This is a genomic window from Marinobacter sp., assembly GCF_039977835.1.
Taxonomy (GTDB): domain Bacteria; phylum Pseudomonadota; class Gammaproteobacteria; order Pseudomonadales; family Oleiphilaceae; genus Marinobacter.
In genome coordinates, this window is the sequence record NZ_JBDWCL010000072.1 from 258,140 (window position 1) to 284,099 (window position 25,960).

Annotated in this window: 27 protein-coding genes; 13 read left to right on the forward strand and 14 right to left on the reverse strand. The window is 58.3% G+C overall.

From position 1 onward, the window contains the following. The first annotated feature begins 1 nt into the window (after nt 1). On the forward strand, nt 2-1,876 hold the full coding sequence (locus tag ABJM11_RS21840; RefSeq protein ID WP_348295467.1) for a propionyl-CoA synthetase: 1,875 nt from the start codon (nt 2-4) through the stop codon (nt 1,874-1,876). A gap of 359 nt (nt 1,877-2,235) precedes the next feature. Then, nucleotides 2,236-2,448, forward strand: a complete 213-nt coding sequence (locus tag ABJM11_RS21845) for a cold-shock protein (RefSeq protein WP_137434736.1) — start codon at nt 2,236-2,238, stop codon at nt 2,446-2,448. A gap of 77 nt (nt 2,449-2,525) precedes the next feature. On the opposite strand, the gene leuA is transcribed toward ABJM11_RS21845, so the two are convergent. Then, nucleotides 2,526-4,226: a 2-isopropylmalate synthase gene (gene leuA / locus ABJM11_RS21850; RefSeq protein WP_348295468.1), complete on the reverse strand. Its 1,701-nt coding sequence runs from the start codon at nt 4,224-4,226 to the stop codon at nt 2,526-2,528. A gap of 146 nt (nt 4,227-4,372) precedes the next feature. Here leuA and ABJM11_RS21855 point away from each other — a divergent pair, with 146 nt between their 5' ends. Next, nucleotides 4,373-4,870 carry an Lrp/AsnC family transcriptional regulator gene (locus ABJM11_RS21855; protein ID WP_348295469.1) on the forward strand — a complete coding sequence of 166 codons (498 nt, stop codon included), beginning with the start codon at nt 4,373-4,375 and terminating at the stop codon, nt 4,868-4,870. A 4-nt stretch (nt 4,871-4,874) separates the two neighbouring features. On the opposite strand, the gene ABJM11_RS21860 is transcribed toward ABJM11_RS21855, so the two are convergent. Together ABJM11_RS21860 and ABJM11_RS21865 are read right to left on the reverse strand one after the other, a co-directional pair. Next, on the reverse strand, nt 4,875-5,489 hold the full coding sequence (locus ABJM11_RS21860) for a TetR/AcrR family transcriptional regulator (RefSeq protein WP_348295470.1): 615 nt from the start codon (nt 5,487-5,489) through the stop codon (nt 4,875-4,877). Nucleotides 5,490-5,498: 9 nt separating this feature from the next. Next, the gene (locus ABJM11_RS21865; protein WP_348295471.1) at nt 5,499-5,927 is read right to left on the reverse strand and encodes a PaaI family thioesterase; all 429 of its coding nucleotides are present in this window, start codon (nt 5,925-5,927) and stop codon (nt 5,499-5,501) included. A gap of 108 nt (nt 5,928-6,035) precedes the next feature. Between ABJM11_RS21865 and ABJM11_RS21870 the strand changes: the two genes are divergently transcribed. Then, the gene (locus tag ABJM11_RS21870) at nt 6,036-7,769 is read left to right on the forward strand and encodes a proline--tRNA ligase (RefSeq protein ID WP_348295472.1); all 1,734 of its coding nucleotides are present in this window, start codon (nt 6,036-6,038) and stop codon (nt 7,767-7,769) included. A gap of 46 nt (nt 7,770-7,815) precedes the next feature. Here ABJM11_RS21870 and murB read toward each other — a convergent pair whose 3' ends face one another. The 9 genes from murB to ABJM11_RS21915 all read right to left on the reverse strand — a co-directional run bounded on the left by murB (nt 7,816) and on the right by ABJM11_RS21915 (nt 16,637). After that, a complete protein-coding gene (murB, locus tag ABJM11_RS21875; protein ID WP_348295473.1) occupies nt 7,816-8,844 on the reverse strand; it encodes a UDP-N-acetylmuramate dehydrogenase in 1,029 nt (342 codons plus the stop codon). Beyond that, nucleotides 8,841-9,320: a low molecular weight protein-tyrosine-phosphatase gene (locus ABJM11_RS21880; RefSeq protein ID WP_348295474.1), complete on the reverse strand. Its 480-nt coding sequence runs from the start codon at nt 9,318-9,320 to the stop codon at nt 8,841-8,843. Before ABJM11_RS21880 ends, murB begins: the two co-directional genes overlap by 4 nt. Beyond that, nucleotides 9,317-10,105 (reverse strand): 3-deoxy-manno-octulosonate cytidylyltransferase, encoded by a 789-nt coding sequence (kdsB, locus tag ABJM11_RS21885; RefSeq protein WP_348295475.1) that lies wholly within the window; start codon nt 10,103-10,105, stop codon nt 9,317-9,319. Before kdsB ends, ABJM11_RS21880 begins: the two co-directional genes overlap by 4 nt. Nucleotides 10,106-10,117: 12 nt before the next feature. Continuing rightward, nucleotides 10,118-10,306: a Trm112 family protein gene (locus ABJM11_RS21890; RefSeq protein ID WP_348295476.1), complete on the reverse strand. Its 189-nt coding sequence runs from the start codon at nt 10,304-10,306 to the stop codon at nt 10,118-10,120. Beyond that, nucleotides 10,299-11,327: a tetraacyldisaccharide 4'-kinase gene (lpxK, locus tag ABJM11_RS21895; protein WP_348295477.1), complete on the reverse strand. Its 1,029-nt coding sequence runs from the start codon at nt 11,325-11,327 to the stop codon at nt 10,299-10,301. Before lpxK ends, ABJM11_RS21890 begins: the two co-directional genes overlap by 8 nt. After that, a complete protein-coding gene (gene msbA, locus ABJM11_RS21900) occupies nt 11,324-13,099 on the reverse strand; it encodes a lipid A export permease/ATP-binding protein MsbA (RefSeq protein WP_348295478.1) in 1,776 nt (591 codons plus the stop codon). The genes lpxK and msbA overlap by 4 nt, the downstream gene beginning before the upstream one ends. After that, complete coding sequence (locus ABJM11_RS21905) at nt 13,096-13,518, reverse strand: biopolymer transporter ExbD (RefSeq protein ID WP_348295479.1); 423 nt, start codon at nt 13,516-13,518, stop codon at nt 13,096-13,098. Before ABJM11_RS21905 ends, msbA begins: the two co-directional genes overlap by 4 nt. 5 nt (nt 13,519-13,523) lie before the next feature. Then, on the reverse strand, nt 13,524-14,150 hold the full coding sequence (locus ABJM11_RS21910; RefSeq protein ID WP_137434749.1) for a MotA/TolQ/ExbB proton channel family protein: 627 nt from the start codon (nt 14,148-14,150) through the stop codon (nt 13,524-13,526). A gap of 93 nt (nt 14,151-14,243) precedes the next feature. Further along, nucleotides 14,244-16,637: a DNA internalization-related competence protein ComEC/Rec2 gene (locus ABJM11_RS21915; RefSeq protein ID WP_348295480.1), complete on the reverse strand. Its 2,394-nt coding sequence runs from the start codon at nt 16,635-16,637 to the stop codon at nt 14,244-14,246. A gap of 80 nt (nt 16,638-16,717) precedes the next feature. Between ABJM11_RS21915 and ABJM11_RS21920 the strand changes: the two genes are divergently transcribed. Further along, nucleotides 16,718-17,293 (forward strand): DUF2062 domain-containing protein, encoded by a 576-nt coding sequence (locus tag ABJM11_RS21920; protein WP_348295481.1) that lies wholly within the window; start codon nt 16,718-16,720, stop codon nt 17,291-17,293. Here ABJM11_RS21920 and ABJM11_RS21925 read toward each other — a convergent pair. Both ABJM11_RS21925 and ABJM11_RS21930 read right to left on the reverse strand, forming a co-directional pair. Further along, the gene (locus tag ABJM11_RS21925) at nt 17,281-17,991 is read right to left on the reverse strand and encodes an ABC transporter ATP-binding protein (protein ID WP_348295482.1); all 711 of its coding nucleotides are present in this window, start codon (nt 17,989-17,991) and stop codon (nt 17,281-17,283) included. The genes ABJM11_RS21920 and ABJM11_RS21925 overlap by 13 nt on opposite strands. Next, nucleotides 17,984-19,225, reverse strand: a complete 1,242-nt coding sequence (locus ABJM11_RS21930; RefSeq protein WP_348295483.1) for a lipoprotein-releasing ABC transporter permease subunit — start codon at nt 19,223-19,225, stop codon at nt 17,984-17,986. Before ABJM11_RS21930 ends, ABJM11_RS21925 begins: the two co-directional genes overlap by 8 nt. Before the next feature lie 114 nt (nt 19,226-19,339). Here ABJM11_RS21930 and ABJM11_RS21935 point away from each other — a divergent pair, with 114 nt between their 5' ends. The 8 genes from ABJM11_RS21935 (at nt 19,340) to ABJM11_RS21970 (ending at nt 25,900) form a co-directional block, all read left to right on the forward strand. Beyond that, a complete protein-coding gene (locus tag ABJM11_RS21935) occupies nt 19,340-19,927 on the forward strand; it encodes a PilZ domain-containing protein (protein ID WP_348295484.1) in 588 nt (195 codons plus the stop codon). Nucleotides 19,928-20,018: 91 nt separating this feature from the next. After that, nucleotides 20,019-20,327 (forward strand): hypothetical protein, encoded by a 309-nt coding sequence (locus ABJM11_RS21940; RefSeq protein ID WP_348295485.1) that lies wholly within the window; start codon nt 20,019-20,021, stop codon nt 20,325-20,327. Between the two features lie 95 nt (nt 20,328-20,422). Continuing rightward, the gene (locus ABJM11_RS21945) at nt 20,423-21,457 is read left to right on the forward strand and encodes an agmatine deiminase family protein (protein WP_348295575.1); all 1,035 of its coding nucleotides are present in this window, start codon (nt 20,423-20,425) and stop codon (nt 21,455-21,457) included. Beyond that, nucleotides 21,454-22,377, forward strand: a complete 924-nt coding sequence (locus ABJM11_RS21950; protein ID WP_348295486.1) for a carbon-nitrogen hydrolase — start codon at nt 21,454-21,456, stop codon at nt 22,375-22,377. Before ABJM11_RS21945 ends, ABJM11_RS21950 begins: the two co-directional genes overlap by 4 nt. Nucleotides 22,378-22,384: 7 nt before the next feature. Continuing rightward, complete coding sequence (locus ABJM11_RS21955) at nt 22,385-23,296, forward strand: AAA family ATPase (protein WP_348295487.1); 912 nt, start codon at nt 22,385-22,387, stop codon at nt 23,294-23,296. A 21-nt stretch (nt 23,297-23,317) separates the two neighbouring features. Next, the gene (trxB, locus tag ABJM11_RS21960) at nt 23,318-24,268 is read left to right on the forward strand and encodes a thioredoxin-disulfide reductase (protein ID WP_348295488.1); all 951 of its coding nucleotides are present in this window, start codon (nt 23,318-23,320) and stop codon (nt 24,266-24,268) included. Nucleotides 24,269-24,470: 202 nt separating this feature from the next. Beyond that, complete coding sequence (gene aat / locus ABJM11_RS21965; RefSeq protein ID WP_348295489.1) at nt 24,471-25,190, forward strand: leucyl/phenylalanyl-tRNA--protein transferase; 720 nt, start codon at nt 24,471-24,473, stop codon at nt 25,188-25,190. Further along, nucleotides 25,187-25,900 carry an arginyltransferase gene (locus ABJM11_RS21970; protein ID WP_348295490.1) on the forward strand — a complete coding sequence of 238 codons (714 nt, stop codon included), beginning with the start codon at nt 25,187-25,189 and terminating at the stop codon, nt 25,898-25,900. The genes aat and ABJM11_RS21970 overlap by 4 nt, the downstream gene beginning before the upstream one ends. The last annotated feature ends 60 nt before the right edge of the window (nt 25,901-25,960 follow it).

Consider the following 25,960-nt stretch of genomic DNA (forward strand, 5'->3'; position numbering starts at 1 on the left):
TATGGACTACCATTCCGAATTCAGGCAATCCATCGACCGGCCTGAGGAATTCTGGCGCGAAAAAGCGTCTGCCATTGACTGGATTGAGCCGCCCAAGACCATCTGGAAACCAACCGATAACGGACATGGCCAGTGGTTCCCGGACGGCGTCCTGAACACCTCGGATGTCGCTCTTGATGCCAACATCCGTGCAGGTCGCGGCGAGCAGAAAGCACTGGTTTATGATTCCCCCGTTACCGGCTCCACCCAGTCCTACACCTATAACGAACTTACCCGGGCCGTGGCCACCTTTGCCGGCGTGCTTCAGGACCGGGGCGTCACCAAGGGTGACCGGGTAATCATCTACATGCCCATGGTGCCGGAAGCCGTGATTGCCATGCTGGGCTGCGCGCGCATTGGCGCCATCCATTCGGTGGTGTTTGGAGGCTTTGCCGCCCACGAACTGGCTGTGCGCATCAACGATGCCACGCCCAAGGCTGTGATTACCGCGTCCTGCGGTATCGAAGTGAAAAAGGTTATCGAGTACAAGCCCCTCGTCGACAAGGCAATAGACCAGGCGGATCACAAACCGGAATGCTGCATTATTTTCCAGCGGCCGCAGGTGCAAGCCGAACTGAAGAACGGCCGGGATTTCGACTGGAGCGAGCTCATGGCCCAGGCCAACCCGGTCGACCCGGTACCGGTGAAGGCTACCGACCCGCTGTATATCCTCTACACTTCCGGCACCACCGGCAAGCCCAAAGGGGTTGTCCGCGATAACGGCGGCCATGCCGTTGCCCTGCGTTACAGTATGCAGCTGGTTTATGATGCCAGCCCGGGTGACGTTTACTGGGCGGCCTCGGATGTAGGCTGGGTGGTCGGCCACAGCTACATTGTTTATGCGCCCCTGTTCGCCGGGTGCACGACGATCCTTTATGAAGGCAAGCCGGTAAAAACACCGGATGCCGGCGCTTTCTGGCGAGTTGTCCAGGACCATGACGTCAAACTGCTGTTCACGGCACCCACAGCCTTCCGCGCGGTTCGAAAAGAAGACCCCGAAGCCGATCAGCTGTCGCGATACGACATCAGCTCGCTGAAGCGTATTTTCCTGGCCGGAGAACGGCTGGACCCTCCCACTTACGAATGGCTCAAGGAGCACACCGGCCTGCCTATCCTCGACCACTGGTGGCAGACAGAAACCGGCTGGGCCATCTGCTGCAATCCGGTGGGCATCGAGATGATGGAGACAAAACCGGGATCTGCCACGGTGCCCTCACCCGGATACAACGTTCAGGTCGTGGATATGGAGGGCAGCCAGGTTCCAGCCGGCGAGCAGGGCCAGATTGCCGTCAGGTTGCCATTGCCACCGGGCTGCATGACCACCGTGTGGGGCGATGATGCCCGCTTCCGCAAGACCTACCTTGAACCCATTCAGGGCTTCTACAGTTCAGGAGACGGCGGCTATATCGATGACGACGGCTATGTGTTTGTCATGGGGCGGACCGACGATGTCATCAATGTGGCCGGGCACCGGCTTTCAACCGGCGAAATGGAAGAAGTTGTTGCCTCACATCCCGCGATTGCCGAATGCTGTGTTGTGGGTGCTCACGATGAAATGAAAGGCCAGATTCCCATTGGCCTGGTGCTGATCAAGGACGGAGCAACCATCGATCACGATGAGCTTGAAGACGAATTGATCGAGATGGTTCGCGAGAAGATTGGTGCCATAGCCTGTTTCCGCCGGGCCCTGGTGGTGGATCGCCTCCCCAAAACACGGTCCGGCAAGATTCTGCGCCGGGTTATCCGCCAGATTGCCGACGGTGAGGAATACGCTGTGCCCAGCACCATTGATGATCCGGCGATACTGGAAGAGATCAGCCAGCAATTCAAGCAGTGAGAAAAGCCGCTATGGCCGAGCGTCGTCCCCAACCGGAGCCTATCAACCAGCAAAGCTTCGGTCAGGTGACAAGCTTATTACAACTTGTTGTTTTTGCGGCTTAATAAACTTGAATAAAGTACTAAAAAAAGCGTTGACGGACTCCCAGCTCGGTCTATACTGAAAATGCTGTGAAAATACAGCGGTATTTTGTGAATGCGTTTCAACGGCCTGCCGCAGTGCTCTTCGTTGCCCCTTTCCTCAGTACTTTCTGGATTTTTACAGCATCGGTAATCTTACGGGATCATCCCACCGGATAACCCTAAAAGAGCACCGACGGTCCCGTGAGGGCAAAAATCTCGGAAACACAGGAAAGATCAATGTCAGATGATACAAAAACAGGCCACGTAAAGTGGTTTAACGAGTCAAAGGGCTTTGGCTTCATCGCCCAGGACGGTGGCAGTGACGTATTCGTTCACTACAGTGCAATCAACTCCAGCGGATTCCGCACCCTGACCGAAGGCCAGCAGGTGCAGTTTACCGTTACGCAGGGACCGAAAGGCCCCCAGGCGGAAAACGTAACCCCGGTCTGAGGTTTACGTGACCCCGCCCTATGCCCCTCACGGGCACAGGGAACATGAAAAGCCGGCCAGTGCCGGCTTTTTCTTTGTCAGGCGCCTTCTTCGACGCTCTCTTCGCTACCAACGCTGTGCTTGCGATCCTGGCCCACCACCTGGGCAACCGCTGAAAACAGCGCCTGGAGGGTTGCGGACGTGGTGTCCTCCGCCAGGGCCGCCGCGCTGCAGTGCTGGCCGTTAACGGTCACCCGGATGCAGGCCAGCGCATTGGCGTTGGTGCCCTCACCCAGTGCGAACTCATCGTAAGCCTCAACCGCCAGCGACACACCATATTCGGCCTCAAGGGCTGCTGAAACCGCCTCCACGGCACCAAGCCCGTGCCCCTCAAGGGTGACAGAATCGTCTACGGCACCAATGCTGACGGTAGCATTAACGCCCTCGTCATCACGATGAAGGTCGTAGGACCTCAGTTCCCAGGCGCCAATGACCTTCAGGTACCGGTCCTCGAACAGCCTGTGAATGGTCAACGAGTCGATCTCCCCACCGTTGGTTTCCGCCTCGCGCTGAACCAGCTTACTGAACTCAATCTGCAACCAGCGTGGCAAGCTGATGTTGTAGTCCCGCTCAAGAACGTAGGCAACCCCACCTTTGCCGGACTGGCTGTTGATGCGGACGACCTCCTCATAACGGCGGCCGAGATCCCTTGGGTCAATCGGCAGATAAGCCACGTGCCAGGGGTCTCCGTCCTTGCGCTTGCTCAAACACTTGCGGATCGCATCCTGGTGACTGCCGGAAAAAGCGGTGAAGACAAGTTCACCCGCATAGGGGTGTCGTGGATGGGTGGAAATTTCGGTACAGGCTTCCACCACATCGGTAATCTCTGCCATGCATGAAAGGTCTACGGTAGGGTCCACGCCCTGGGAGTAGAGGTTCATGGCCATGGTCACCAGGTCCATATTGCCCGTGCGTTCACCGTTGCCCATCAGTGTACCTTCCACCCGATCAGCCCCGGCCATGACGGCCAGCTCCGCTGCGGCTACTCCACAGCCGCGATCATTGTGAGTGTGAACACTGATACTGATGTGCTCCCGATAGCGGACATGGTCGCAGATCCACTCGATCTGGTCGGCAAACACGTTTGGGGTGGCCATTTCCACGGTCGCCGGGAGGTTGATCACCACCGGCTGGCCCTGGTCGGGACGCCAGACATCATTGACGGCATCAATCACTTCCGCCGCATAGTCCAGTTCTGTGCCGGTAAAGCTCTCAGGTGAATACTGGAAGGTCCATTCGGTATCCGGATATTGTTCCGCGTGAGCCTTGACCAAACGGGCACCGTTAACAGCAATATCCCTGACGCCGGCCCGGTCCATGCCAAACACCTGTTCCCGCTGGACCGTGGATGTTGAATTGTAGACATGCACAATGGCCTTGCGGGCGCCTTTCAGGGCTTCATAGGTGCGTGCAATCAGCTCTGGCCTGGCCTGGGTCAGCACCTGAATGTGAACGTCGCCGGGGATCCTGTCCTCTTCGATAAGCTTGCGGCAGAAATCGAAATCGGGCTGGCTTGCGGCCGGAAAGCCGATCTCGATTTCCTTGAATCCCAGCTTCACCAGCAACTCGAACATCCGTTGCTTCTGGGCCACCGACATGGGCTTTACCAGCGCCTGGTTGCCATCCCGAAGGTCCACGGCACAAAAGCGCGGAGCACGGGTGATGACTTTATCGGGCCAGCGACGATCGGTTTTCGCCACTGGCGTGAACGCAACGTATTTACGGTGATCAAAGGCCATTTGAGGTGATTCCTTGCTGTTCTGACTGGAAACTGATGACTGTGAAACAGGATAACGCGTGATTTGGGGAAAATGATTGCTTTTTTGACGATGGAAGCGGAATAATAGCTATATTATTCCATTTTTAGCAACGGGAACGGCATTTTATGTCAACCACGGCGAAATCACTTGTCAAAATCGACAGGATTGACCGAAACATCCTCGAACAGTTGCAGCAGGACGGCTCCCTGACCAACCAGGAACTGGCGGACAAGGTCGGTCTCTCGCCCTCCCCCTGCCTGCGACGGGTTCGTGCGCTGGAGGAGGCAGGGGTTATTGTCCGCCAGGTCACCATTCTCGACCATAAAAAGCTGGGGCTGTCGTTAACCGCGATCATCCTGATTGGCATGGACCGACATACGCCCGAGCGCTTCGCTGCCTTCGAGAAACAGGTGGGCGAATATCCGGAAGTACAGGAGTGCTATCTGATTACCGGCCAGGATGCCGATTATATGCTGAAGGTTGTGGTACCGGACATGGACCACTATCACCACTTCCTGCTCAATCGCATCACCCGCATTCAGGGGGTGAGCGGCGTGCACTCCAGTTTTGTGCTCAGACGGGTGATCGACAGTACGGCACTGCCACTGGGGTATCTTTCCTGAAACGCTACCGGACCAACTCCGCCAGATAGGCGCGGGCCATACTTTTGAGTTCGCTCACCATCGAACGGGCCTGCTGCTCCGGCAGTGTGGCTGCAAGTCGCAGAACGGTACCGGCAGTGCGAGGCAGCATAAGGCATGCCGTCCAGCGCCGGTTTTCCGGAACATGGGGGCACTCCCTCTTGAGACGGGCATCCATATCGCGGGCATGGCTGTACAGCTCGCGGATATCCAGCTCCCGCAATTCCGGTATGGACTCCACACCACTCCAGATAGCGGAGTACGCCGGCTCGGTCCGGTAGAATTCGTAGAACTGGTCAATCAGCACATCCACCGCATCCATAAGATCCAGGGTTTCAAGCCGGTCCCGTAAGGCGGACTCCATCCTGCTGACATGGTCTTCTGCAATGGCCTTTACAATGGCAGTCTTGTTGGGGAAGTAGCGATAGAGAGAGGCCAGAGACATACCTGACTGACGCGCAATGGCAGACATGCTGGTGGCGTCCACACCGACCTCGTGAAAGATCGCCGCGGCGTGCCTGAGAATACTTTCAACCCGTTCCCGGCTTCGTGCCTGCACTGGCTGGCGGCGGGGTGTTACATCGATGGATTCTTCAGTCATATCCCCTCATCAGTCGCCGTTATAGGGTAAAGCATAGCTGCCAGTAACGTGGGCGACCAGTTGCTGGTCATCCCCCTCCCCGGACAGCAGCCGAACGTCACAGAACGCAATCCGCCTTCCCATGCGTAAAACGGTAGCCTCGCCGATCAGATCGGCCGGCGCCGGCTTATGCAGGAAATTAATGGACAGGTTGCTGGTAACGGCCATTTCCACCTTCCCGAGAGCCGCCATTACGGCGGCATACATGGACGCATCCGCCAACGCCATCTGCACCGGCCCGGACAGGGTTCCCCCCGGGCGAATCAGCCGCTCCGAGAACAGCAGCCGGGTGCGGGCATAGCCCTGGCCGCCGGCCTCCTCGACAGTAAAACCGATATCCTCTGCCATGGGCACGCCGGCGCGTATGACAGCTTCAACTTCGGCCGCGGTAAGGGTCATGCACTACTCTCCCGATGTCCATCTGTACCTTGTGGTAAACGCTCCGTACAATAGCGGCCACCACGTAATTAATAAAGAATCCCTTTTCAACTGTTTACGGATAACACCATGCGAGCAAGCCGTTACCTGATTGCCACCCAGAAAGAAACGCCTGCAGATGCCGAAATCATCAGCCACCAGATGATGCTCCGGGCGGGGATGATCCGCAAACTGGCCGCTGGCCTGTACTCCTGGCTGCCAATGGGGCTCAGGGTGCTACGCAAGGTTGAGCGTATCGTGCGGGAGGAAATGGACAAGAGCGGCGCCCAGGAAGTATTGATGCCTGCCGTGCAGCCCGCCGAACTCTGGCAGGAGTCCGGTCGTTGGGAGCAGTACGGTGGTGAATTGCTGCGGATGAATGACCGCCATGGCCGTGAGTTCTGCTTCGGGCCCACCCACGAAGAGGTGATCACGGACCTGATCCGCAATGAGCTCAACAGCTACAAGGAACTGCCAGCGAATTTCTATCAGATCCAGACCAAGTTCCGCGATGAACGGCGACCCCGTTTTGGCGTGATGCGCGCCAGGGAATTCATCATGAAGGACGCCTACTCTTTCCATGTGAATGCAGAATCGCTGAACGACACCTACCAGGTGATGCACCGCACCTATTGCGCCATTTTTGATCGTCTGGGCATGGATTACCGCCCGGTGGAAGCAGATTCCGGCGCCATCGGTGGCAGCGCCTCCCACGAGTTCCATGTGCTGGCCTCGTCCGGCGAAGACGCTATTGTTTTCAGCACTGACAGCGACTACGCGGCCAATATCGAGAAGGCAGAGGCCATCGCGCCCGCCGGCGACCGGCCGGCGCCCTCGCAGGAACTGAAGGAAGTAGCGACGCCGGACCAGCGCACCATTGAAGCCGTTGCCGGTTTCCTCAATGTCGACGCCAGCGCCACGGTCAAGACGCTGATGGTCAAAGCTGAAGAGGACGACAATGGCGATGGCGGCCTGGTAGCCCTGGTCCTGCGTGGTGACCACACCCTCAACGATATCAAAGCCGAGCAGCTTGAAGGTGTTGCCGAGCCGCTGACCATGGCGACCGACGAGGAAATCGAGCAGGCCGCTGGCTGCAAGGCCGGCTCTATCGGGCCGGTGAACCTGTCGGTACCAGTGATTGTGGACCGGAGTGCAGCCCATCTTGCCGATTTCGTCTGTGGCGCCAACAAAGAGGGCTACCACCTGACCGGCGTAAACTGGGAGCGTGATGTTCCCCTGCCACGGGTGGAAGACCTTCGCAATGTGCTGGAGGGCGACCCCAGCCCCGACGGCAAAGGCACCCTGGAAATCCGCCGGGGTATCGAGGTGGGTCATATTTTCAAGCTGGGCAACAAGTACAGCAAGGCTTTGAACGCCACAGTGCTCGATGAAAACGGCAAGAGCGCCATTCTGGAAATGGGATGTTACGGCATTGGTGTGTCGCGAATTGTGGCCGCTTCCATTGAGCAGAACCACGATGACAAAGGCATCATCTGGCCGGAAGCGATTGCCCCGTTCGAAGTCGCCATTGTCACGTTGAACGCCCACAAGTCACCGGCCGTGATGGAGGCGGGTGAAAAGCTTTACGAACAGCTGCGCCAGGCCGGCTTTGACGTGCTGCTGGATGACCGCAATGAGCGGCCCGGAGTGAAGTTTGCGGACATGGAGCTGATCGGTATTCCCCACCGCTTCGTGGTATCCGAGCGCGGCCTGGCTGCGGAAACTCTGGAGTACAAGGGCCGCCGCGATGAAGACAAGCAGGATGTGCCGTTGACTGAAGCGCTTCCGTTCCTGATCAGTGCTTCGCCTCGTAACGGGCTCTGAGGGCCCGCTCCAGGAACTCTGGTAAAGCGGGAGTGGTCGAGCCCGGCTAGCCGCCGACCACTCCCGGCTCCATCTCCAGCGCGATACCAAAGCGCGCCTGGACATCATTGCGAATCCTGTCCGCCAGTGCCAGCACATCCTGGCCGCTGCCATTGGAATGATTCACCAGCACCAGCGCCTGCCGGTTGTGAACACCAACCTTGCCATTGCGATATCCCTTCCAGCCACACTGGTCTATCAACCAGGCCGCCGCCACTTTGGCATTGTCATCGCCCGGATAGCCGGCAATGTCCGGGTAGGACTTCTGCAGGGTGCGCCAGGTTTCCAGAGGTACCACCGGATTCTTGAAAAAGCTGCCGGCGTTGGGTAGTTGCGCGGGGTCGGGCAGCTTGCGCCGTCTGACCGACATCACGCCCCTGGCCACATCCAGAGGCGTCAGGTCATGAACATCCTGCCCCTCGAAATATTCCGCCAGGTCACGGTAGTCCAGAGAGAACGGCCGGGAGCGGGACAACCTCAGGCGGACGGTGGTAATAACGTAGCGACCGGGCTCGTGCTTGAACACGCTGTCACGATAGCTGAAATGACACAGACTGTTGGTGAGGGTGATTTCGTGGCCGTTGTGTCGGTCCAGGGCACTGACGTCTACCAGAGTGTCTCGCAGCTCGGTACCATAAGCCCCGATGTTCTGAACGGGGGCAGCGCCAACAGTACCGGGAATCAGCGCCAGATTTTCAATGCCACGATAACCGGCCGAAGCAGCGTACAGCACACTGTCATGCCAGTTTTCACCGGCGCCAAGCACCAGTGTGGCCTCGTCGCCATCAATACGCTCCCAGCAACGGCGGGAAATGGCCATGCGAATGACCAGCCCCGGGAAATCCCCCGCGAAGACCAGATTGCTGCCACCACCCAGGATCAACGGCTCTACCGCCCTGGCAGACGCCCAGTCCAGGGCCTGCTGAAGGGCCTCAACGGACGTCACAGACACAAAGTAACGCGCCCTCGCGGCGATACCCAGGCTGTTCAGGTCGCCGAGAAAGACGTTCTCTCTGAACTGCGGCTCGCTATTCAAGCCAACTGCTCCCGGATATGCTGAAGGAGTCCCTCACTGGCGTCGTTGATCAGATCCAGCACATGCTCGAAACCATGATCACCGCCATAATACGGGTCGGGGACCTCGTCGTGCGCGGAACTGCCAAAGTGCAGAAAAAGAACCGGCTCGGTACCTCCGTTCTGCCGCCAGACATCCCGCACATCCGCCAGATTCTGCCGGTCCATCACCAGTACATGGTCGAACCGGTCCAGGTCCTCACTGCTGAACTGGCGCGCCCGCAGGTGGGCAATATCAATTCCACGCAGGCTTGCTGCTGCAATCGCACGGTTGTCGGGCGCTTTACCCACATGCCAGTCACCAGTGCCACAGGAATCGATGATTATCCGGTCATCGAGCCCGGCCTGTTGAACCACGTTGCGGAAAACGCCCTCGGCACTCGGGGACCGACAGATGTTGCCAAGACAGACGAAAAGTACCCGTATCGGCGCTGTCATGGATTCAAGTCCTCCTTTTGCTTGGCGGCCATATACTGGCGTAGGCGCTCCAGATCTTGCTGTGTGTCAACCCCTGAAGGTGGCACCTGGCAGGCTTCTTCCACGTGAATGCGGGCGCCGTTATACAGCGCTCGCAGCTGCTCCAGGGATTCCGTTATTTCCGTAGGGGCTGGCGGCCAGGTAACAAAGCTCTGCAGCAGGCTGACCCGGTAACCGTAGATACCGATATGGCGGTAGTACCCTACCCCTTCCGGTATCTGCTTCTGGGCGCTTTCGCCCTGCCAGGCATCTCTGGCCCAGGGGATCGGAGCACGGCTGAAATAATGCGCCATACCACGATGATCAAACACCACCTTGACAACATTGGGATTGAACACCTGGCCCACGACCGAAATCCTTTCACAGAGCGTCGCAATAGCGGCATCAGGGTGAGCTTCCAGGTTGGCGGCCACCTGGTCAATCAGCTCGGGAGGCATCAGTGGTTCATCGCCCTGGACATTGACCACCCGTTCGTCGGGGCCAAAGTTCATCAGCCGGGCAACCTCTTCAAGCCTATCGGTGCCACTGGCGTGATCCGCCGACGTCATCACCACCTCTGCGCCGAACGGCCGGCAAGCCGCTTCAATACGGGGATCATCAGTCGCTACGATGACGCGGCTGGCGTGGCTTTCGCAGGCACGGTCATAAACATGCTCGATCATCGGCTTGCCGGCGATATCAGCCAGCGGCTTTCCCGGGAGGCGAGTTGACGCATAGCGAGCCGGGATCACAACGGTATAGGACATACAGGCTTCCTGTCAGCGTTTGGCAAGACGCTCGTCGGTGGTCAGAGTGCGGGCCTCGGTAGCCAGCATGACCGGAATTCCTTCACGAATCGGAAAGGCCATTGCATCCTGATAGCAGATCAGTTCGGCCTTGTCCTCGTTGAGCTTGAGGTCGCCTTTACATACCGGGCATGCCAGCAGGGCCATCAGTTTCTTATCCATGGTGTGTTCTCACAGTATCGTTGGAATCCAGTGATTGACGACAATGATTGACGCTGGCCATAAACGCTTCCGTAAACGACTCGGAAAGCACGGCCTTCACGACCAGCACCCAGGTGTTGTCCGGAGCAAACCCGCGGCATTTAACGGCGTCTTTCGCCGTCATTACCAGCCACTCACCTTCTTCTGTCTCCAGATCTTCAGGGGTAAAGCGGTGGTGATCCGGCAGGGCACGGGGCCGGACCTGCGCGCCCAGGCCTCTCAGTGTATCGAAAAACCGTTGCGGATTGCCTATGCCCGCAACCGCCCTCACCGACTGCCCCTGCAGACACTCCGGTGGGAGAATGTCGCCGGTAACCAGGTTGCGCAACTCGGTCGGCGCAAGGGTCATGATGAACTGATGTTCGTGGTCAATGTCGTCGAGGCGGCCACCATTGGTAATGACGAAGTCGACTGAAGCCAGTCGCTCCAGGGGCTCTCGCAGCGGCCCGACCGGGATCAGTGCTCCATTGCCGATGCCACGGGCAGCATCGAATACAGCCAGCTCTATGTCTCTGGGCAACCGGTAATGCTGTAGCCCGTCATCACATACCAGGATGTCACCCAACTGACGGTTCAGGGCCCACAAGGCACCGCGTTTACGATCTGGATCCACCACCACCGGGCAACCGGATTGGGCGGCCAGCATCACCGGCTCATCGCCCGCCACATCGGGCCCGGTCTCCCTGATAACCATCAGGGGATAGTGCTCGGCCTTGCCACCATAGCCCCGGCTGAGGATAACCGGTTGCCAGCCCCGTTCCTGCAATAACTCGGTCAGGGCCACAGTCAAGGGTGACTTTCCGGTACCACCGGCGGTAATGTTACCCACTACCACCACAGGAACCGGGATGCGTTCGTCACGAGCCTGCCACGCCCGTCGCCGGCGGCGTTCAGCAACGGTTCGGTACAGCCAGACCAGCGGATACAGTGGCCACAGCGGGCGTTTTCTGCCATACCATAGCCGGTCTACCAGCGTGGTCATGCCTGCTCGCTGAATTGCATCTGATGGAGCTGGGCGTAGGCACCGCCCTGGGCGAGCAGTTCGTCGTGCCGGCCTGATTCGACGATCTTCCCGCCATCCATCACCAGAATGCGATCAGCCTTTTCGATGGTGGATAGACGATGGGCAATGACCAGTGTTGTCCTGCCTTTCATGACGGTTTCCAGAGCATCCTGAATGTGACGTTCGGATTCGGTATCCAGGGCGGACGTCGCCTCGTCGAGAATCAGAACAGGCGCATCCTTCAGCAACGCCCGGGCAATCGCAAGCCGTTGGCGCTGACCACCGGAAAGCATGACACCGTTGTCACCAATCATGGTGTCCAGCCCCTCCGGCATGCGCTCGATAAATTCCAGTGCATGGGCCTTGGCAGCAGCGTCGATAATCTGCTCACGGCTATGATGGCGGAGGGCACCATAGGCAATATTGGCGGCGATGGTGTCGTTAAACAGCACCACATTCTGGGTTACCAGTGCAATCTGGGCCCGCAATGCCTCAAGAGTAAATTCCTTCAGAGAGTGGCCATCCAGCCGGATATCGCCACCGGTGAATTCATAGAACCTGGGCAGCAGACTGACCATCGTGGATTTTCCGCTGCCGGATCGTCCAACCAGGGCCACACTCTGGCCGGCGGGAATCGTCAGCGAGATGCCCTGGAGAACATCATCCAGCTGATCGCGATAGCGAAAACACACACTATCAAACTCGATGTTGCCTTCGACCCGTTCCGGCGCGTAGGTACCAGGGTCATGTTCCGGCTCCTCGTCCATGGTGCCGAACACGTCGTGGGCGGCAGCAACGCCTCGCTGAATCTTGGCATGCACCGATGTCACCTGCCGTATGGGCTTGGCCATGGTGGTCGCCGCAGTGATAAACGCCACCAGCTGGCCAGTGGTCATCTCGCCACGGAGTTCCGGCGCGAGCATGAACCAGACCAATGCGGCGATAGCGACGGCGACCAGCACCTGGATGATGGGGATGCTGATGGCCTGGGTCGAGGCCATTTTCAGGCTCTGTTCCAGGTTTTTCTCGCTCACCTTGCGGAACCGGTCCCGCTCATAGTGTTCACCGCCGAAGGTACGCACCACCCGGTAGCCGCTGATAGACTCCGAGGCCACATGAGTTATGTCGCCCATGGACCCCTGGATACGCTTGCTGATTTTGCGGAACCGTTTGCTGGCATAACTGACCACGAGGGCAATCAAAGGCCCCACTGCCAGAAACACCAGCGTCAGTTTCCAGTTGGTGTAAATCATGAACCCCAGCAGGCCGAGAATCGTCAAGCCTTCACGAAGAGTGATCGTCACTGCATTGGTGGTGGCTTCGGCGACCTGCTCCACGTTAAAGGTAAGCTTGGACACCAACCGGCCCGAGGCATTCTCGTCGAAATAGCGGGAGGGCAGGTTCAGCAGCCGGTCAAACACCTGCTTGCGCAGCGCATTGATAACCTGGCGCCCGACATAGCTTATGAAGTACTGGCTCATGAAGGTGCCCACCCCACGGAAGGCGAACACACCTACAATCAGCAGAGTCAGCTGGATACGGTTCTCATCGGTGGGGTTTTCCAGGGCGGTGATCACGTATTCCATGGCGGCCGCCATGCCGGTGGAAGCCGCTGCATATATGATGTTGCCCACCACAGCAAGCGAGAAAGCCAGCCAGAAGGGTTTTACATAAGCCAGCAAACGCTTGTATGTTGCCCAGTTTGATGCCGGCTCCCGGCCGGTGTCCGCTGGTGAGGTGGATGCGCTCACTGCCCTTCCGCCTCTCGCTCGGTGGTAATGCTGAGTTTGGCGAAACCAAGGCGACCGGCAACGTCCATGGCACGTACCACGAACTCATGGGGCGTGCGGGCATCGGCGGTGATGATAAAAGGTAACGAGACATCATCGCCTGCAAGTTCGCTGACCGCACGCTCCAGGGTTTCGCGCCGGTTATTCACCAGGGTACGGTCGTTGAGAATGTACTGCCCCTCGGCATTGATCACCACATCAATCAACCTGGTTTCGGACTCGGACCGTTCACCATTGGCTTCCGGCAGTTCGATATTGAGATGGCTCTCACGGGTGAACGTAGTGGAAACCATAAAGAATATCAGCAGCAGGAAGACCACATCGATCAGTGGCGTCAGGTCAACCCCGACTTCCTGACTTCTCTGGCGCTTGAACTTCACGGGGTTCAGGCTCCTTCCACGTCGATTTCGCGGTCACCATGCACAACTTCAACCAGCTTGATGGCCTCTTGTTCCATTCCCACCACCAGCTCATCAACACGACGGATGAAATAGCGGTGGCAGATGAGTGCGGGAATGGCCACGCTCAACCCCGAGGCCGTGGTAATGAGGGCTTCGGAAATGCCACCGGCCAGATTGCCGGCGTCACCAACCCCGGCCAACTGGATTTCAGCGAACACCTTGATCATGCCAATGACCGTGCCGAGCAGGCCGAGCAAGGGCGTAATGGTAGCAACAGTGCCCAGTGGATTCAGGAAGCGTTCCAGATCATGGATGACCTGGCTGGCCTCATGCTCAATGCTTTCTTTCATGATCTCGCGACCATGTTTTGCGTTCATCAGGCCGCCTGCCAGGATGCGGCCCAGGGGAGAAGAGGCCTGTAAGGCTTTGAGCTTGCGTCCGTTGAGCTCTTTTTTCTTTATCCAGCGCCACAATTCGTTAATAGTGTGCTGTGGCGTTACCCTGGACGGTCTGAGAGTCCAGAAACGCTCAAGGATGATGGCAAGTGCAAGAATGGAACAGGCAAGAATCGGCACCATGAGGATGCCACCGGCTTTCAAAAGCTCGAACACGCTTGGTCTCCCTGATTGTTAGCAAGCCGCGCTACTTTAGCATAGCTACCGGCGTAGGCCACACCCGGAATGTCACGGTTTTTATACGGGACATCAGTGGCTTTCCGGTTTTCTGACCCAGAATGGCGTTTCCGACCTCGCCTCCTTTACCGATACGCCTTCCAGCTGCCACACCAGGTGAACAGCACCGGATGTCGCGGTATTGAGCACGCGGCTGCCAGCAGAACGATACCGGTCCACCACATCCGGATGAGGATGCCCGAAGCGGTGCCTGTACCCCGCACTGAACACAACAAGATCCGGCGCCATCTGCGTTACCCATTGTTCTGACGAGGAGGTTTTACTGCCATGGTGGGGCGCCAGGACAACACGGAATTTCGCTGGCCCCGGCTGGTGGTCGGCGATGAACCTCTGTTCTGCACGCCGGGTAATATCTCCCGGCAGAATCACTTCAACGGCCGGCGAGCCGAACCGGATGGTCAGCACGCATGAGGCATCGTTGCTCTCAATTTCGCCCGGGCTTTGCCAGAACGAGAGTTCCAGGCGCCCCATACTACGGGTATTCTCTGCTGCACAGGCTTTCACCTTCACCGCTGCATCATCAGGCAGCATGCCCTTTACCCGCGCCAGCTCCCCGGTAACCACCTGTCGCACATTGAAGCTGTCAAACAACAACGGCAGCCCGCCAGCGTGGTCGCCATCACCATGACTGATGATCAGGGTATCGATCCGTCGTACACCCAGTTCCCGGAGATTGGGGATGAGTACTGAATCCACGGCGGAGTAGACTCCTTCCAGCGCCGGCCCGGTATCGTAAACGAGCACCTTGTCCTGATCCCGAACCATCACCGACAGCCCCTGGCCAACGTCCCACACCCAGAGTTCCGGAGTCCGCACTGGAGTGTTCCGGCCGCCGGAACCCGAATCCGCGACAAAACCAATCCCCACCCACAGTACCAACAGGCAAGTTACCGCTATGCGAAAACCACGGAACGGCACCAGCAATGCCAGCATAACCACAACCGCCAGCAGCAGGAGTACCGACACGCCCGGTGCCGGCACTGTCATGTTGATAGCTGCCAGCCATGACAACCCCTGCCACAGCATTCCAAACACCACGTCAAGAGCGCTTGCAATGATGCTGTCAGCCACCGGGGACACCGCCATGACCAGCGCCCCGACCGCCAGAACCGGCATGACCACCAGCGATACCCACGGGATGGCGAACAGGTTTGCCACGAAACCAACGACCACCTGGGACTGGCCAAGAACTTCCAGAATCGGCCAGAGCGCCACGAACACGCCCACCTGGGCCAGAAGCAACCCGGGAAGCCAGCCTGCCTGGCGCAGCCGAAGGCTGAATAGCAGTACAAGAACGGCCACCGCACCAAATGAAAGCCAGAAGCCCTGATCAAGAGGCGAGAACGGATCGCTCAGCAACACCACAACCAGAGCGCCAAGCAGGCCGGTCAAAGCACCGGTCTTCCGTGCGCCGAGCAATACCCAGCCGGCGATAACCACCATGATCAACGCCCGTCTTGTGGGCACGGAAAACCCTGCGGCAAGCGCATAAGCAAGGCTGGCAAGCGACACGCAGAAAAATACCAGGCCCCGCATTCGACGAGGTGGCACATAGTGCTGGGGCAGACAGAGCAATAATCGCCGGCAGATGAAGCCGGCACCCGCCGCTACCAGGCCAAGGTGCAACCCTGAAATGGCCACCAGGTGAATAGTGCCGGTCGCTTTGAGGACATCCCAGTGGCTGGCCTCCATGTGGCCACGGTAGCCGATCATCAGCGAGGTAATAAGCGGGAAATGCCGGGCGCCCGCAAGCCGCTCCGAAGTCGCGCTGACAAGACGGTTGCGCCAGCGGTGGTAGCGACACCCGAGCTGACAGTCAAAACTGCGGTCCGGAGCCAGCCCCCGTATGGTGCCGGTGGCACCGAATCCCTTCCGGTACAGCCAGGATTCGTAACGGAAACCCACGGGATTGACGGCACCATGGGGCCGTTTAAGGACAACCGTCAGCCTAAGCTGTTGAGGAAGGTTCGTTGTTGCCGCTTCGCCATACCAGGCGAGACGCACTTTGCGCGGCAAGCCTGAGGAATCCGAAGCTTCCAGATCCGCCGGCAGGTGCCATTCGTCAACGCAGAAAGAAAAACGGACACTGCCGAAGCTGCCCCGGGAGGGAACGTCACAGAGATAACCGGAAACCTCCAGCATCTCCCCTTCCAGAGTGACCGGTAGAGCGTTCTGTTGGCGAATATCGGCCTGCCAGCCCGCCCAGATCATACCAGAAAGCCCGCCTGCCACGATTATCGCGGCGCCTCGGAGCACCGCCGGGCCAGCCAGCATAAGCGTGCAAAGCGTGATTACCATCGCGGTAATCAGCCAGAGCAAAGGTGGTAAGACCGCAAGGCTATACAGTAAGATAACGCCGCAGGCGAAGCCCGCGAGGCCAACCCTGGCCATAAAACTTCCGGACAATCCTTGTCCTCCTGATAGTTGGTCCTCTCCGGGCGCCGCAAATTCCCGGAACCATCATTCTGAGCAGGCAGAACTTCCCGATGCCAAAGAAGTTCATGAAACGCTATCTACCATCGCCGGAAAAAGTGCGTGCGATCGAATCGCTGCACTTTCTCGGCGATATCCTTCATGAACCCAACCTGTGGCACATTAACCGGCACAGCGTCGCCCGCGCCTTTCTGGTGGGTATCTTTCTTGCGTTTATCCCCATGCCCTTCCAGATGCTTGCAGCGGCTTTTGTTGCCATCTGGTTCAATGCCAATCTGCCGCTGTCCGTGGTGCTGGTGTGGATCAGCAATCCCGTCACCATGCCCCCCATGTTCTATTTCAACTACAAGATCGGGGCCTGGATTCTGGACAGGCCGGTGCTGAATTTCGAGTTCCAGCTCTCCTGGTCCTGGCTCAGCGGGCGCCTCCTGGACATAGGCATCCCGCTTTATCTGGGGTCACTTCTGGTAGCCACCCTGTCGGCGTGCCTGGCCTATCTGGTCATCCAGTTCCTGTGGCGTCGCAAGGTGCGCTCTGACTGGCAGGAGCGCAGATCGGAACGCATCCGCCATCGACGGCTGGCAAGACGGACGCAGCGGGAACGGACCAGCGACAGTCAAAGCTCCTGAAACAGCTCTCCCTGCTCCAGCCGCAACACCCGCCCAAGACTCCGGGCCATTTTCATATCGTGGGTGACCAACACAAAGGCAATACCAATCTGATCCCGCAGTGACTCAATAAGATCGCGAACACCCTCCCCCGTCTGCTCGTCCAGATTACCGGTCGGCTCATCCATCAGCACACATTCAGGCTCATTCACCAGGGCACGGGCAATGGCCACCCGCTGCCGCTCTCCGCCAGACAGTTCACCTGGCTTGTGGCCCAGCCGATGTCCCAGCCCAACACGGTCAAGGATGGCGCTCGCCTTCGCCGACGCCGGCTTTACCCCGAGCCCTCCCAGGGCGCACGGCATCATTACGTTCTCCAGCGCCGTAAACTCGGGAAGCAGGTGGTGAAACTGATAGACAAATCCAAGGTGCCGGTTCCGGAAGCGGGCGCGTCCGGCCTCACTCATGCGATGAATATCCTGGCCACAGATTTCGATATGCCCTGAAGAGGGCTTGTCCAGCCCGCCGAGAAGATTCAGCAGCGTGGTTTTACCTGCACCACTGCTGCCAACGATACCAACGCTTTCTCCGGCCGATACCCGCAGCGAAATATCCGAGAAGATCGTGAGCTTTCCGGGGCCCTCGTTATAGGTACGGGTGACCTTTTCACAGTCAATCACCAGCGCCCTTTCACTGTTCATGATTGTCGAATTACTCATAACGCAAAGCCTCCGCCGGATCGACGCGTGACGCACGCCAGGCCGGATAAATCGTTGCCAACAGGCTCAGGGCAAGGCCGGCCCCGCTGATAATCCATACATCCTGCCACTGCAACTGGGACGGCAGATAGCTGATGAAATACACATCCGCACTGAGGAACTGGTGACCCATGAACGCTTCCAGCCAGGCGATGAATCCGCTGATGTTGTAGGCGCCAAAGACGCCCAGCGCCGTGCCGACTATCGTCCCGGTGATGCCGATTACGGCGCCCTGAATGATGAAGATTCGCATGATCCTGCCGGGGGTGGCCCCCATGGTTCGCAGGATGGCTATATCCGCGGTTTTGTCGGTGACGACCATCACCAGGGTGGAGACGATATTGAACGCCGCCACTGCAACAATAAACATCAGCAGCAGGCCGATCATGGTTTTTTCCATGCGGATGGCCTGGAACAGATTGCCATGGGTGCGGGTCCAGTCGGATATGTAGTGGCGGCCACTGAGTTCCGTCGCAACTTCCCTGGCCACATTCGGAGCCTGGAACAGATCGTCCACCAGCAGGCGTACCCCCTCAGCCTTGCCGGCGGTTCGCATAAGCTTCGAGGCGTCGTCCATGTGGATCAGGGTGTAGTTGCCATCCAGCTCGGCGCCTACACTGAACACGCCCTTTACGGTAAATCGTTTCAGGCGCGGCAACACGCCTGCAGGCGTCACGGAGGCCTCTGGCAACACCACTGTTACCCTGTCACCGATCTGTAGCCGCAGCGCGGAGGCCATGAGCTTACCAATGATAATGCCGAACTCCCCCGACTTGAGGTCGTCCAGCCCGCCCTCGATCATGTGATTTTCAATGATCGATACGCTTCGCTCCTGCTCCGGCAGAATACCGTTGAGCATAACCCCGCGGACATCGCCCCCGCCCGTCACCATGCCCTGCCCCTGAATATAAGGCGCTGCCGCAATCACCGATGGGTGTTGCTCGACCCTGCGGTCTACATCTTCCCAATCCTGAAGCACGCCGTCGGCCTGGATGGTGGCATGGGGCACCATACCCAGAATCCGCTGTTTGAGTTCACGGTCAAAGCCGTTCATCACCGACAGGACGATGATCAACACCGCTACGCCGAGCATAAGGCCGATCATGGAAGTCAGTGATATGAATGAAATAAAGTGATTACGTCGCTTGGCTGCGGTGTACCGCAAACCAACATACAGTGATAAGGGTCTGAACATTGGGAGGAGCCTGTCGCTACCTTCTGGTCTGTCGAAAATCCTGCCCCGATACGGCGTGGCAGGAAGCTGCTAAACTTCTATCATGAAACAATAATACCGAGTTCTGGAGTTCCGATGCCTGCAACGACACCCCGAAGTAACCCGGAAGAGCTCCCTTCTGACCGCAGGGACTTTTTTCGTATCAGCGATCATATCGGCCTGGAAATCCGCAAGCTTGACTCCGAAGACGCAGGCACGGAGAACCCCTTTAATGGCAGTCACCTGGAAAGCCTACGCTCGGAATTCAGACGCCTCGATCAGGACGTTCGGGCGCAGTTGGCCACACTGGCCGAGCGAGACCGCCTGCTGACCTCACTGATCAAGTCACTTAACGGGAAGCTGGATACGCTGGCGCGCATTATGGCCTTTGAGCAAAATCCGTTGCAACCTGAAGACTGGCAGGACGTCACGCTCAGCGAAGGCGGCCTGTCGTTCCACATGGCAACCGGCAGCGTCACGGCGGACGAAATTCTGGCCCTGAGGATGACCCTGCCCCCGGAACTGTTTCAGCCGGTTGCCATTGCTCGGGTACTCAGTGTTGAGTCGGACGGAAGCGGAGCTGCCAGGGTTCATACAGAATTTACCGACATCCCTGACAGTGACCGCCAGCAAATCGCCCGCCATGTGATGCGGTGGCAGATAAGGCAACGGCAAAAAGAATAAACTGTCCACAAATCACCGAATCCGGGCTGACTTTTGTTAGTCTTTATCAGATATTACGTTTTATCAATGTGATGCCAGGAGTAAGGCTCTGATGAAAAAAAGCACAATGAAAGCAGTCTGTGCCGCCACCACCCTCACCGCGTTGGCACTGGGACCTTTCACCCTAGTGGTGGCAGACGAAGTTCGGGTTCCGGTGAAAGCGCAGGCCGAACGCAGCAACGAAGCGAACCTTCCCCGTACCGGCATGAGCCAGTCCAGCGTTCGTAATGGCTGGGGAAACCCGCTACAAACCACGGGCCCGGTGGGGGATCCACCCATTTCCCAGTGGCATTATGAAAATTTCGTCGTGTATTTTGAAAGCGACAGGGTCATTCATGCTGTACTGAAGCCCCGACGTTGAAAAATCGTTCAATTATACCCTGACGCAACCCCTCCCGTTCGTTAGAATGTCGGTTTTTGAATAAAGGTGTTCGCAACTTGACTTCCAGACCTGTGATGCCCGCAGAGTGGGCACCCCAAAGCGCCGTAATGCTGACCTGGCCCCATCCGGGAACCGACTGGAGTGACTGCCTCGCTGAGGTGGAACCCGTGTTCCTGGACATTGCCCGGGCCGTGCTCCGGTTCGAGCATGTGGTTCTCAGCTGTGAACATGTGTTCCGCCTTCAGGAGCTGGAGCGGGATCTGAACGCCTGGGCACAGGAACAGGGGCTTCCGGGGCGCGTTATCGCGGTACCCGCCCCCGCCAACGATACCTGGGCACGAGACCATGGCCCCATCGCCATATCCGGCAAGAAAGGCCCGGAGCTGCTGGATTTTCGCTTCAATGCCTGGGGCAACAAGTTTCCCTGGGAAAAGGACAACGCCCTTAACAGCCACCTTGCTAATTTCGGCAGCTTCGGCGCTACTTCGCTGGTACCGGTAGAGTTCGTCCTTGAGGGAGGCTCCATTGAATCCGATGGCCACGGGACGATACTGACCACCAGTGAGTGCCTGCTGACACCATCCCGGAATCCCTCGATGGACCGTGCCTCCATCGAACACCTGCTCGGGGAAACCCTGGGAGCAGAGCGGATTCTGTGGCTCAACCATGGGTACCTGGCCGGTGACGACACCGACAGTCATATCGATACGCTCGCCCGTTTCTGCGCACCGGATCATATCTGTTATGTGGCCTGCCCCGACGTCAGCGATGAACATTACAGCGCACTGGCTGCCATGGAAGAGGAACTGCAACAGTTCCACCAGGCCAGCGGGCAACCCTATAAGCTGACTCCCTTACCCTGGCCCGACGCCATCTACGGTGAGGAAGGCGAACGCCTGCCTGCAACCTATGCCAACTTCCTGATCATCAATGGCGCTGTTCTGGTACCTTTCTACGGCGTGCCCCAGGATCAGGAGGCCCTGGAAGTACTGGCTGGCCTTTTCCCCGACCGGGACATGATTCCGGTTAACTGTCGCCCGTTAATCAGACAACATGGCAGTCTGCACTGCGTCACCATGCAGATACCCTCAGGAGTTGTTCAGGCATGATCCGCCCCACCCCCGCCGGTGCCCTGGCCATTGCCGCCATTCAGCAGTCCTGCAGTGCCGACAAGAACACCAGCCTGTCCATTACTGAACGCCTGGTCCGCCAGGCCGCAAACGAGGGGGCGCAGCTCGTGGTGCTGCAGGAACTGCACGCCACCCTGTATTTCTGCCAGACTGAAGACACCTCCGTATTCGAACTGGCGGAAGCCATACCGGGCCCCACCAGCGAACGCCTTTCCGCCCTGGCGTCAGAGCTGGGAATTGTCCTGGTAGGGTCGATATTCGAGCGGCGTATGAACGGCGTCTATCACAACACTGCAGTCGTTTTCGAGCGGGATGGAAGCATCGCCGGCCTGTACCGGAAGATGCATATTCCGGACGATCCAGGCTTTTACGAGAAGTTCTACTTCACACCCGGCGACGCCTTTTTCAATGACGGCACCAGCGGCTTCACCCCGATCGACACCTCCGTCGGCCGCCTCGGCGTGCTGGTATGCTGGGACCAGTGGTACCCGGAAGCTGCACGCCTGATGGCCCTGGCGGGCGCTGAAGTACTGATCTACCCCACCGCGATCGGCTGGGATATCACCGACGATATCGACGAACAGGCGCGCCAGCTCGAAGCCTGGGTAACGGTTCAGCGTGGTCATGCCGTGGCCAACAACCTGCCGGTGGTCGCCCCGAATCGCGTCGGCACAGAGCCTGATCCCGCCGGGTTGTCGGATGGTATCCGCTTCTGGGGGAACAGCTTTATCTGCGGTCCCCAGGGAGAGTTCCTGGCACGAGCCGACGGGCACTCCGAAACCATACTGTCCACGACCATTAACCGCTCACGCAGTGAATCGATTCGACGCATCTGGCCGTATTTCAGAGACCGGCGCATCGACGCCTACGGCGATATCCTGAAGCGGGTGAGGGACTGAGCATTTCATGAAGAAACTGACGGATACGGTTATCCGCGAGCTGAACAGCATCCTTCTGGGCAAGGATCACCAGGTTCGACTCTCCCTGTGTGGCCTGCTGGCCCGAGGACACCTGTTGATTGAAGACATACCGGGCATGGGCAAAACCACGCTGTCCCACGCACTGGCCAAAATCATGGGGCTGAGTTATCAACGCATCCAGTTCACCAATGACCTGCTGCCCGCCGACGTGCTTGGCTTCTCCATGTACGACAAGGAAGCCGGCAGCCTGGTTTTCCATCCCGGGCCCATCTTCGCCCAGGTAGTACTGGCCGACGAAATCAACCGAGCTTCCCCCAGAACCCAGAGTGCGCTACTGGAGGCCATGGAAGAGCGACAGGTGTCCATTGAGGGGGAAACCCGGCCATTACCGCACCCATTCTTTGTGATCGCCACCCAGAACCCGATTGAGCAGGGGGGCACCTATCCGCTGCCAGAGTCCCAGCTTGACCGCTTCCTGATGCGCATCCGGCTCGGCTATCCGGACCCGCGCGCAGAACGGGAACTGCTCGAAGGAGAGGACCGCCGGGCAATGACCGACCGCCTGCAGTCGATCCTCTCCGCAGAGAACCTGCAAACCCTGCAGGACGCCGTCAACCGGGTTACCACCAGCCCGGCACTGCTGGATTACGTGCAACGCCTGCTGGAGCAGAGCCGCCGCATGCCCGGATTGCTCTACGGCCTTTCACCCCGCGCCGGCCTTGGGCTGGTGCGTGCTGCCAGAGCCTGGGCGCTGATGGATGGCCGCCATCATGTATTGCCTGATGACATCCAGGCCGTATTTCCCGCAGTTGCAGAACACCGTCTTGAACAGGGAGAATCCGGAAAGAGCGCTGAACGAATCAGGCAACTTCTGACCTCCGTATCTGTCATTGAATAAATCGTTAACGAGAGATCCCCAATGAGCGAAACCAAGCACTCCCGACTGATCATCCTCGGCTCCGGCCCGGCCGGCTACACCGCAGCAGTCTACGCGGCCCGCGCCAACCTGAAGCCGACGTTGATCACTGGCATAGAGGTGGGTGGACAGCTGACCACCACCACCGACGTAGACAACTGGCCAGGTGATAACGACGGCGTGCAGGGCCCGGAACTGATGCAACGCATGCTCAAACACGCCGAGCGTTTCGAAACCAACGTGGTCTACGACACCATCAACGAAGCCGACCTGCGCAACCGCCCTTTCCGCCTCAAGGGTGACAGTGGCGAATACACCTGCGACGCCCTGATCATCGCAACCGGCGCCTCTGCCATGTACCTGGGCCTGGAATCGGAAGAAAAATTCAAGGGCCAGGGTGTCTCTGCCTGTGCCACCTGTGATGGTTTCTTCTACAAGAAGCAGAAAGTGGCGGTCATTGGTGGTGGTAATACCGCTGTTGAAGAAGCGCTGTACCTTTCCAACATCGCTGACGAGGTAACGCTGGTCCACCGCCGCGACAGCCTGCGCGCCGAAAAAATTCTGCAGGACAAACTGTTCGAAAAAGCCGAAAACGGCAACGTTAACATCATCTGGGACCACACTCTGGACGAGGTTCTTGGCGACGGCACTGGTGTCACAGGCATGCGCATCAAGAGCACTAAAGACGACTCAACCCAGGAACTGGACCTGGCTGGCGTATTCATCGCCATCGGCCACAAACCCAACACCGATCTGTTCCAGGGCCAGTTGGACATGGAAAACGGCTACATCCGAATCCGCTCTGGCCTGGAAGGCATGGCCACCCAGAGCAGCATCCCTGGCGTCTTCGCCGCCGGAGACGTAGCCGACCACGTCTACCGTCAGGCGGTTACTTCCGCAGGTTTCGGCTGCATGGCAGCCCTGGACGCTGAAAAATTCCTGGACCAGGACTAAGCTGAATATTGCGCAGGTAGCGCGATTCGGTGAAGGCAGGTAACTCCCAGGCCTGAAAAGGTGGGTGGGAAGGGCGTTCTGAAACTGTGCGGAGCCATGGATGGCGGAGCCCAAGCGTACATGGACGTATTCACAGCGTGTTTCAGAACGCCCTTCCCACGCACCGACACCCGCAAGCCAAAAGCATAACCAACGGCACCAGATGACCTCACTACCCTGGCTAGAACAAGACCACCTCTGGTTCCCCCCCGCCGAACAGGCCCTCGATGACCCCGACGGATTGCTGGCCATTGGCGGTGACCTGTCCACCGAGCGACTCAAACTGGCCTACCGCAACGGCATCTTCCCCTGGTTCAGCGACGAGCAACCCATACTCTGGTGGTCGCCTGACCCCCGCTGCGTTCTGTTCCCTGACGAAATACACATCGCCAAAAGCCTGAGGCGCACGCTTAACAGCGGACAGTTCACCATCACTGCGGACCAGGCTTTTGCCCGGGTTATCCGACTGTGCGCCAACACCCGCCCCGAGGGCACGTGGATTACCCAGGACATGATCGACAGCTACGGCCAGCTGCACAAACAGGGCGTTGCGCACTCCATTGAAGCGTGGAACCCAAAGGGAGAACTCGTAGGTGGAATGTACGGGCTGGCCATAGGACGCTGTTTTTTTGGCGAGTCCATGTTCTCCCTGGAAACCAATGCCTCGAAAGTCCTGATGGTCCATCTCGCCAACCAGCTCAGAGTCTGGGGGTACCGCATAATGGACTGCCAGGTTGAAAGTGGCCATCTGTTAAGAATGGGTGCCCGCTGTATTCCCCGCAGTGAATTTTTATCTATACTCAGAACATGCGTCGACACTAGCCCGGACCACAACCGCTGGGATTTTCAGTGGCACTGGCCCGGGGACCGGAGGTGTGAATGAGCAATCTCAGGACCCTGGTATTTTTTGCAACACCCGCTCATGACTGCAGCTACCTGCCTGATCGGGAAGCAACCACCATGTTCGTCGACCCGAGGGCACATGTTGATAAACGGCTATACAGCCAATTGACCGCGTTGGGCTTTCGCCGTAGTGGCTCTCATTATTACCGCCCCCATTGTGAAACCTGCAATGCCTGTGTTCCGGTCAGGCTGAAAGTGGACGACTTCCAGCCCGACCGCAGCCAGCGCAGGGTGATGAAGAAGAATTCCGACCTCGACTGCAGAATGGTCCGGGCCACTTTCTCTGAGCGGTACTACAGCCTGTACGCTCACTACATAGAACAACGGCACGCGGACGGCGATATGTACCCGCCCTCCCGCGAGCAGTTCATGTCCTTCCTGGTGGAAGGGGCTACTGACTCCTGGTTCGTTGAGATCATGGATGGCGACAGGCTGGCAGGCCTGGCCGCTGTGGATATGCTCGACGAGGGGCTTTCAGCCATCTACACCGTGTTTGATCCTGCCTACGAAAGCCGGAGCCTGGGCACCTTTGCCGTACTCTGGCAGATAGAAGAGGCCAGGCGATTGGGGCTTCCCCACCTGTATCTGGGGTACTGGATTGAAGAGTGCCGGAAGATGAACTATAAAACCCGTTTTCGTCCCATTGAGGCTCTCCGGGACGGCCAGTGGCGGAAGATGGACGTTAACTGATTTTGCCAAATGGCGGCAAATCAGGCAGAATTGCGCAATTTAAAATCACAGCAAGCCAAT

What these genes read in the sequence shown, in the direction of transcription:
- aat (WP_348295489.1), top strand. Translation starts at nt 24,471, where the DNA reads ATGACCTCACTACCCTGGCTAGAACAAGACCACCTCTGGTTCCCCCCC.
- ABJM11_RS21880 (WP_348295474.1), bottom strand. Translation starts at nt 9,320, where the DNA reads ATGACAGCGCCGATACGGGTACTTTTCGTCTGTCTTGGCAACATCTGT.
- ABJM11_RS21950 (WP_348295486.1), top strand. Translation starts at nt 21,454, where the DNA reads ATGATCCGCCCCACCCCCGCCGGTGCCCTGGCCATTGCCGCCATTCAG.
- ABJM11_RS21925 (WP_348295482.1), bottom strand. Translation starts at nt 17,991, where the DNA reads ATGAGTAATTCGACAATCATGAACAGTGAAAGGGCGCTGGTGATTGAC.
- lpxK (WP_348295477.1), bottom strand. Translation starts at nt 11,327, where the DNA reads ATGACCACGCTGGTAGACCGGCTATGGTATGGCAGAAAACGCCCGCTG.
- ABJM11_RS21930 (WP_348295483.1), bottom strand. Translation starts at nt 19,225, where the DNA reads ATGTTCAGACCCTTATCACTGTATGTTGGTTTGCGGTACACCGCAGCC.
- trxB (WP_348295488.1), top strand. Translation starts at nt 23,318, where the DNA reads ATGAGCGAAACCAAGCACTCCCGACTGATCATCCTCGGCTCCGGCCCG.
- ABJM11_RS21870 (WP_348295472.1), top strand. Translation starts at nt 6,036, where the DNA reads ATGCGAGCAAGCCGTTACCTGATTGCCACCCAGAAAGAAACGCCTGCA.
- ABJM11_RS21970 (WP_348295490.1), top strand. Translation starts at nt 25,187, where the DNA reads ATGAGCAATCTCAGGACCCTGGTATTTTTTGCAACACCCGCTCATGAC.
- kdsB (WP_348295475.1), bottom strand. Translation starts at nt 10,105, where the DNA reads ATGTCCTATACCGTTGTGATCCCGGCTCGCTATGCGTCAACTCGCCTC.
- ABJM11_RS21855 (WP_348295469.1), top strand. Translation starts at nt 4,373, where the DNA reads ATGTCAACCACGGCGAAATCACTTGTCAAAATCGACAGGATTGACCGA.
- ABJM11_RS21955 (WP_348295487.1), top strand. Translation starts at nt 22,385, where the DNA reads ATGAAGAAACTGACGGATACGGTTATCCGCGAGCTGAACAGCATCCTT.
- leuA (WP_348295468.1), bottom strand. Translation starts at nt 4,226, where the DNA reads ATGGCCTTTGATCACCGTAAATACGTTGCGTTCACGCCAGTGGCGAAA.
- ABJM11_RS21935 (WP_348295484.1), top strand. Translation starts at nt 19,340, where the DNA reads ATGCCTGCAACGACACCCCGAAGTAACCCGGAAGAGCTCCCTTCTGAC.
- ABJM11_RS21945 (WP_348295575.1), top strand. Translation starts at nt 20,423, where the DNA reads ATGCCCGCAGAGTGGGCACCCCAAAGCGCCGTAATGCTGACCTGGCCC.
- ABJM11_RS21865 (WP_348295471.1), bottom strand. Translation starts at nt 5,927, where the DNA reads ATGACCCTTACCGCGGCCGAAGTTGAAGCTGTCATACGCGCCGGCGTG.
- ABJM11_RS21840 (WP_348295467.1), top strand. Translation starts at nt 2, where the DNA reads ATGGACTACCATTCCGAATTCAGGCAATCCATCGACCGGCCTGAGGAA.
- ABJM11_RS21890 (WP_348295476.1), bottom strand. Translation starts at nt 10,306, where the DNA reads ATGGATAAGAAACTGATGGCCCTGCTGGCATGCCCGGTATGTAAAGGC.
- ABJM11_RS21845 (WP_137434736.1), top strand. Translation starts at nt 2,236, where the DNA reads ATGTCAGATGATACAAAAACAGGCCACGTAAAGTGGTTTAACGAGTCA.
- ABJM11_RS21920 (WP_348295481.1), top strand. Translation starts at nt 16,718, where the DNA reads ATGCCAAAGAAGTTCATGAAACGCTATCTACCATCGCCGGAAAAAGTG.
- ABJM11_RS21860 (WP_348295470.1), bottom strand. Translation starts at nt 5,489, where the DNA reads ATGACTGAAGAATCCATCGATGTAACACCCCGCCGCCAGCCAGTGCAG.
- ABJM11_RS21940 (WP_348295485.1), top strand. Translation starts at nt 20,019, where the DNA reads ATGAAAAAAAGCACAATGAAAGCAGTCTGTGCCGCCACCACCCTCACC.